This is a genomic window from Saccharicrinis aurantiacus (assembly GCF_947489045.1).
Taxonomy (GTDB): domain Bacteria; phylum Bacteroidota; class Bacteroidia; order Bacteroidales; family Marinilabiliaceae; genus Saccharicrinis; species Saccharicrinis aurantiacus.
Genome location: NZ_CANLCN010000009.1, coordinates 223,899 through 230,364 on the forward strand (window position 1 = coordinate 223,899; position 6,466 = coordinate 230,364).

General features: G+C 34.3%; 6 protein-coding genes. 5 read left to right on the forward strand and 1 reads right to left on the reverse strand.

Going from position 1 to position 6,466, the window contains the following annotated elements; genetic code table 11:
* The first annotated feature begins 7 nt into the window (after positions 1 to 7).
* Both porM and porN read left to right on the forward strand, forming a co-directional pair.
* On the forward strand, positions 8 to 1,564 hold the full coding sequence (porM, locus tag QMO11_RS12535) for a type IX secretion system motor protein PorM/GldM (protein ID WP_282037599.1): 1,557 nt from the start codon (positions 8 to 10) through the stop codon (positions 1,562 to 1,564).
* A gap of 93 nt (positions 1,565 to 1,657) precedes the next feature.
* Positions 1,658 to 2,509: a type IX secretion system ring subunit PorN/GldN gene (porN, locus tag QMO11_RS12540; protein WP_282037600.1), complete on the forward strand. Its 852-nt coding sequence runs from the start codon at positions 1,658 to 1,660 to the stop codon at positions 2,507 to 2,509.
* 112 nt (positions 2,510 to 2,621) lie between these two features.
* On the opposite strand, the gene QMO11_RS12545 is transcribed toward porN, so the two are convergent.
* Positions 2,622 to 3,680, reverse strand: coding sequence for a mannose-1-phosphate guanylyltransferase (locus QMO11_RS12545; protein ID WP_282037601.1), 1,059 nt, complete (start codon positions 3,678 to 3,680; stop codon positions 2,622 to 2,624).
* A 142-nt stretch (positions 3,681 to 3,822) separates the two neighbouring features.
* Here QMO11_RS12545 and QMO11_RS12550 point away from each other — a divergent pair, with 142 nt between their 5' ends.
* The 3 genes from QMO11_RS12550 to QMO11_RS12560 are packed head-to-tail and all read left to right on the forward strand — an operon-like array spanning position 3,823 to position 6,011.
* Entirely contained in the window at positions 3,823 to 4,563 is a 741-nt protein-coding gene (locus QMO11_RS12550) for an MlaE family ABC transporter permease (RefSeq protein ID WP_282037602.1), read from the forward strand.
* A complete protein-coding gene (locus tag QMO11_RS12555) occupies positions 4,560 to 5,315 on the forward strand; it encodes an ABC transporter ATP-binding protein (protein WP_282037603.1) in 756 nt (251 codons plus the stop codon). The genes QMO11_RS12550 and QMO11_RS12555 overlap by 4 nt, the downstream gene beginning before the upstream one ends.
* A gap of 6 nt (positions 5,316 to 5,321) precedes the next feature.
* Positions 5,322 to 6,011 (forward strand): hypothetical protein, encoded by a 690-nt coding sequence (locus QMO11_RS12560; RefSeq protein ID WP_282037604.1) that lies wholly within the window; start codon positions 5,322 to 5,324, stop codon positions 6,009 to 6,011.
* Positions 6,012 to 6,466 lie beyond the last annotated feature (455 nt).

Below are 6,466 nucleotides of genomic sequence, written 5' to 3' on the forward strand. Positions count from 1 at the left end.
AATTACTATGAGTGGTGGAAATTGTCCAGAAACGCCTCGGCAGAAGATGATAGGTATGATGTATCTGTTTTTAACAGCTATGTTGGCCTTAAATGTATCAGGTGAATTATTGCAGGCGTTTGTTACTTTAGATGAAGGATTTGTCCAATCAAGGAATACTGTAGAGGCAAAGAATAATGTAATGTACAGTCAGTTCGAGAATTCGTATGACAGTAATACAAAAAAAGTAGAGGCACATTGGAATAATGCTAAAAGTATACGTGTAAAAGCAGATAGCTTGGTTGAGCATATTGAAGATCTAAAAATCCTTTTAAGTCAAAAGGCAGGTGGACCTGAAGCTACACCTTATAATTATACAGGTATAGATAATCAAGATATCGCACCTCAGATAATGATTACTGAGAGGAATAGTGCAAGAAGTGACGAATTAAAGCAACGAATAACAGAGTATAGAGATTTTTTACTGAATTATTTGAATCCTGAAAAAGATACAATGCTTACGGCAGCATTTAAAAAAACATTCGATGTTGAGCCTATACCTGTAGAAGATGGATTGCCAAAATCATGGGAGTCTACAAAATTTGAACATATGCCTTTAGCCGCTTCAATGGGAATGCTAAGTAAAATACAAGGTGATGTGCGAAATGCAGAAGCTGATGTAGTTGGATATCTTTTTAATCAAATTGATGCAAGTTCGTTTAAGTTTACTACAGTAAAACCATTAATCATACCAACTTCTACTCAGGTATTAAAGGGGGATGAATATGAAGCTCGTTTATTATTTGCAGCTTATGATGAGAATAATTTACCTCGAGTAAAAGTAAATGGAAAAGAGGTTACCAAATACGAAGAAGGCAAAGCTGTATTGCAGTTGCCGGGAAGTAAAGTTGGAGAGAATAAATGGAAAGGAACCATTACTATAATGGGACCTGATGGAAGTGATGTGACAGAGAATATCGAAGGATCATACATGGTTAACGCACCTAATGTAGTTATCTCCCCGACAAAGATGAACGTGTTTTATGGAGGTGTAGAGAATCCAGTTGAAATTTCTGTTCCTGGAGTCTCAGCTAGTCAGTTGAGAGTTGAAATGACTAATGTTAGCTATAAAGAAAAGGGTAATTCCTATATAGTAGTGCCGAAGCCGGGTACTTCTGGTAAAACATCAAAGATTACAGTATATGCTATGATCGATAATGTTAAACAAAAAGTAGGAAGTCAAACTTTTAGAATAAAACGTGTACCAAACCCAGTAGCAAGAGTTGCAGGAACAACTGGGGGAAAAGTTGGGAAGAATGTTATACTTGCTCAGAAAGCTGTTTTTGCAGAGATGGATGATTTTGATTTTGACCTAGAGTTTAAGGTAACTAGGTTTTCTGTTTCTGCGTTAAAAGGTGGATTTATTATAGATGAGCAATCTAAATCAAATAGGATTACTAAAGAGCAAAGAGAGTTAATTAAAGGTTTGTCGCGTGGATCAAAAGTTTCTTTTGAGAATATTAGAGCTAAAGGGCCAGATGGTTCAACGCGAGATCTTGGAACAGTAACTTTAGTTGTTGATTAGCGTACAAAAAGATAATTAGTAAATAAGAAACAATTGGCAGAGTTAAATTGCTATCTTCGTTTCTTTGGCAAATGAAAGTAAATAATTAATTATATGAAAAAGTATTTTTTCTTACTAGTATTTGTTGGAATAGTCGCTTCTATTTCGACTGTCTCAGCGCAAAATGTGCTCGATGGCGTATATGCAAAAGATCATGTTGCCAATAGAAAGCCAATACCATATCCGCACGTACGTGAGGCTGATGTTATGTGGTCTAAAAAAGTGTGGAGAGTAATAGATTTACGTGAAAAGATAAATCTATCTTTATATTATCCATTAACTTCACTTGATGATAGAGTTAGCTTAATTCAACTGCTTATTAATGGGATTCAATACGAAGGCTTAAAAGCATATTCTACAAAATATGAAGATGAGTTTAAAGTAGAGATGAGTTTTGAGCAGGTTCGACAAGAATTAGGAGCTATCAGTGATACCATGAGTATTAAGCAAGAAGATGGAACGTTTTCTGATCAAATTGTATCTGGAGATGTTCGTCCTGAAGAGGTTAAGCAATTCATGGTTAAAGAAGTGTGGTACTTCGATAAAAATTATTCGAGAATGGACGTGCGTATTATCGGAATTTGTCCAATTAGAGAATACGTAAAAGAAGGCTCAAATGGTGGTCCTGCTCAAGTGCAAAAGAAAGCGGTTTGTTGGGTTTACTTCCCAGAAGCTCGAGATTTGCTAGCAAGACATGAGGTGTTTAACTCAGGAAATGATGCACAACGTAGAACTTTTGATGATATCTTTATGAAGAGATATTTTGGTAGTTACATTGTTCGCGAGTCAAATGTTTATAATAACAGACGAATTGATGAATATGCTGTTGGTGTTGAAGCCATGTTAGAGTCAAATAGAATCAAAACTGAGATATTTAACTTTGAGCACGATTTGTGGGAGTTTTAATAAAATTCTAAGATATATAAACCCTGTAGATTTATTTACAGGGTTTTTTTGTGCAATAAAAAAGCGATTACTATATTCTAGTAATCGCTTTTTATATTTAAGAATTTAGATGTTAGTCAGCATCTCCAAATTCCGTATGGATATCGTTGGAGTATTTCCTAATCTGTTGTTCATTGTCCTTCTGACATATTAATATGCATCCATTTGATTCTGCAACAATATATCCGTTCAATCCTTGAATAACTGCCTTTTTACCTTTCGGTAAATTAACAATACAATCTTCCGCGTCGTATAAAATTGCATCACCTGTGTTTATGGCATTGTCAAATTCATCTTTTGTAGAGTGTTCATAAAGTGAAGACCAAGTCCCAAGGTCACTCCATCCAAAATCAGCAGTTAAAACATAAACATTGTCAGCTTTCTCCATAACCCCATAATCTATGGATATGTTTTTACATTCGTTGTATGTTTTGTTAACAGCATTAATCTCATTGCTAGTATGTATGTCGTCTTCGATCTTATCAAATAATGACTTTACTTCTGGAAGATATTTGTCAAAGGCATCATTAATACTTTTAAGCGACCATAAAAATATACCCGAGTTCCAGAAAAACTCCCCACTTTCGAAGAACACCTTTGCTAATTCTAGGTTGGGTTTTTCGGTGAAGGTTTTAACAGGTTCTATTCTTCCTAAAACTTTGTCTGAATTATCATCTATCTGAATATATCCATAGCCCGTCTCAGGTCGTGTTGGTTTCATTCCAAGAGTTAACAAAGAGTCATTATTGTTAACGAACTCAAGTCCTTTTTTAATTTCGTCAATAAATTCTTCTTGCTTCAATATTAGGTGATCGGCTGGAGATACAATTATGTTCGCATTTTTATCTTTTCCGTTAATCCATGCATTAGCATATGCAACACATGGAGCTGTATTTCTTCGGTAAGGTTCTGTTAGTATTTGTTCAGGTTTTAAATCAGGTAACTGCTCAAGTACAATATCCTTATATTCAATACTTGTTACAACTAAAAAATTCTCAGGGTTGCAAACTGGTAGAAATCTATCGTAAGTTTGTTGTATAAATGTCCTGCCCGTTCCAAGAATATCTAGAAATTGTTTAGGGGTTTCTTTGCGACTTATCGGCCAGAATCTGCTACCTATTCCTCCAGCCATTATAACGCAGTAAGTGTTATTTTGCATTTTGTTTTAAATTTATTTCTATCAATGTGAATTTACTTAAAAAGATGCAGACAAAAAACCTATTATGTATTTTAAATGTATATTTTTGAGGCTGTATTTTAAAAATACTTAAACTATGAAGTTTCTTGAAGAGTTTGGGCGATACATTAATTTCCTAAAAAGAGTTTTTGCAAAGCCTGAAAAGCATAGTGTGTTTGTTAAGCATTTTTTTAATGAGGCTGTGTTGCTTGGTACAAACTCAATAGGTATAGTGTTAATTATTGCAGTTTTTATGGGAGCCGTAATTACCCTACAAACTGCTTACAATATTGAAATGCCTTTTATCCCTAAGTATACTATAGGTCTAGCAGCACGCGATTCTATATTACTTGAGTTCTCATCTAGTATAGTTGGTTTAATTTTGGCAGGAAAAGTAGGGTCGAGTATTGCCTCAGAGATTGGTACAATGCGTGTCACTGAACAAATCGATGCCATTGAGATAATGGGGATCAACTCAGCCGGGTTTTTAGTTTTGCCTAAGGTAATGGCATTTATGATCATGATGCCTTTCTTGGTCTTACTAAGCATGGGCGTTGGTATTACCGGGGGGTGGCTCGCCGGTTCTCTTACAGGAGTAGTGCCTTCGGCTGATTATATCTATGGTATCCAATATGCATTTATTCCTTTCTATATAACATACTCTTTAATTAAAAGTGTTGTTTTTGCATTTTTGATATCTACAATTTCATCCTTTCAGGGTTACTATGTTAAGGGAGGTTCTCTCGAAGTTGGTAAATCAAGTACTAAGGCTGTTGTTACAAGCTGTATTCTTATTTTATTATTTAATTTGCTATTAACTCAATTGATGTTGGCATGATAGAAGTTCAGAATGTTGAAAAGTCCTTTTACGGAAAACAGATTCTTCATGATATATCTGCTACATTTAAGGCAGGACAAACTAATCTTATTATTGGTCAGAGCGGTCATGGTAAAACTGTACTATTAAAATCCATGGTTGGTTTGCATGAAATTGATTCGGGGAAAATAATTTATGGAGATCAGGTGTTTTCTGAAATGAATTTTAAGGAGCAAAAATCTATTCGTAAGGAAATAGGTATGCTTTTTCAGGGTTCTGCATTATTTGATTCTTCCACGGTACAAGAAAATGTAATGTTTCCTTTAGATATGTTTTCAAAAATGTCTAAAGAAGAGAAATTAGAAAGGGTGAATTTCTGTTTAAAACGAGTAAATCTTGAAAACGTCAATCATTTATTTCCGTCAGAAATAAGTGGAGGGATGCAAAAAAGGGTTGCCATTGCCAGAGCGATAGCTTTAAATCCTAAATATTTATTTTGCGACGAGCCAAACTCAGGCCTCGATCCTAAAACATCTATTGTAATCGATAATCTTATATATGAAATTACTAAAGAATATGGGATTACCACAATAATAAATACTCACGATATGAATTCAGTTATGGGTATAGGAGAGCAGATTATTTTCATTCATGAAGGTAAAAAGTGTTGGGAGGGTACAAAAGAAGAAATATTTACAGCTTCTGAAGAGCGGTTGAATAACTTTGTATTTGCCTCCGAGCTATTTAAAACTATAAAAAACAATTTAAAGTAATATTTTGTGTTTAGCTCAGTATTAGATCAACGCTTTCGTAGTATAATAAGTGAATTTACTCTTCGCAGCAAAAAAAGCGAATGTGATGATCCTACACCTTTAGATTTATTGTTTGTAATTCATAAAGCCGCCTTTCAGTTAGATGATCTATTTCCTGGTGTTTTAAAAAAAGAAAGCTTGATAACGGTATTTCCCGAAAATCTTAAGAATAAGCTTTTGCTTAAATTACATAAAATACAATATCAAGTTAATGCTCAAAAGTGTCTTGAAGTAAATTCTTATATATATAATCCTGTATTTTTAAGAATAAGACTGCTTCGTTACCGCAACCAAATTGGTGACACTTTCATTCCCTCTTTAAATAATATATCTAAGTGGCCAATCCCCTCTGACAAAAAGTGGTTAGTAGAGAAACTGGGAAATAACTATTCTTACGGGCGATTATTAGATTTAGCAGACCAATTGTATGATGAGTACAAACAAATAGGGATTAATCCCTTTGTTTTTCGTAATATTTTTTTCTGTTTCCTTTCCGAAATTTCAATAATAGGAAACGTTGCTTTCGATAATTATATGGAAACGCGCAATTCCGCTCAATCATGGGAAGATTCCTTAGTTAATTATCTATTTGCTAATTGTAATTTAAGTAGAGATGATTCTAGCAAAGTTGTTCAATCGCTATTTTCTCTAGAATAACGTTTCGGGCGTTCCCCTCCCAATAATACTCTATTATCAGCACAAATCCCTTTTCTCGGGTCATGGTTTCCGCTATATCTTTGCTTCGCCATAATGGGCTCACAAAGGATGCCGCTCCAATCATTAACGCAACTCTTCGTATGCGGTCTATAAAAAACCACAAAGTACACAGTAAGGAGTCAGCTTTGGTAAAAACACAAATAAAAGCCATATTAAACGCAGATCAAACTCACGTTAACGTGAGTTTGATCTGTGTTTGATATGAATTAAATATGAAACTATACTGTGTAAGACACAAGGTAATTCTTATTTAGTATAGCGTATAGTTTACCATTCTCTATGGTATTTAAGCTATGTTTTCTATGTGGGTTAAAAAAAGAGAAAAAACTTTACGTGCCTAAGTGTCTCATCAGGTTCAGTTTGGATAATGATGTTATTAAAACTTCAAATAAACT

Coding starts and splice junctions, on each gene's coding strand:
- QMO11_RS12545 (WP_282037601.1), bottom strand. CDS start 3,680: ATGGCTGGAGGAATAGGTAGCAGATTCTGGCCGATAAGTCGCAAAGAA.
- porM (WP_282037599.1), top strand. CDS start 8: ATGAGTGGTGGAAATTGTCCAGAAACGCCTCGGCAGAAGATGATAGGT.
- QMO11_RS12555 (WP_282037603.1), top strand. CDS start 4,560: ATGATAGAAGTTCAGAATGTTGAAAAGTCCTTTTACGGAAAACAGATT.
- QMO11_RS12550 (WP_282037602.1), top strand. CDS start 3,823: ATGAAGTTTCTTGAAGAGTTTGGGCGATACATTAATTTCCTAAAAAGA.
- porN (WP_282037600.1), top strand. CDS start 1,658: ATGAAAAAGTATTTTTTCTTACTAGTATTTGTTGGAATAGTCGCTTCT.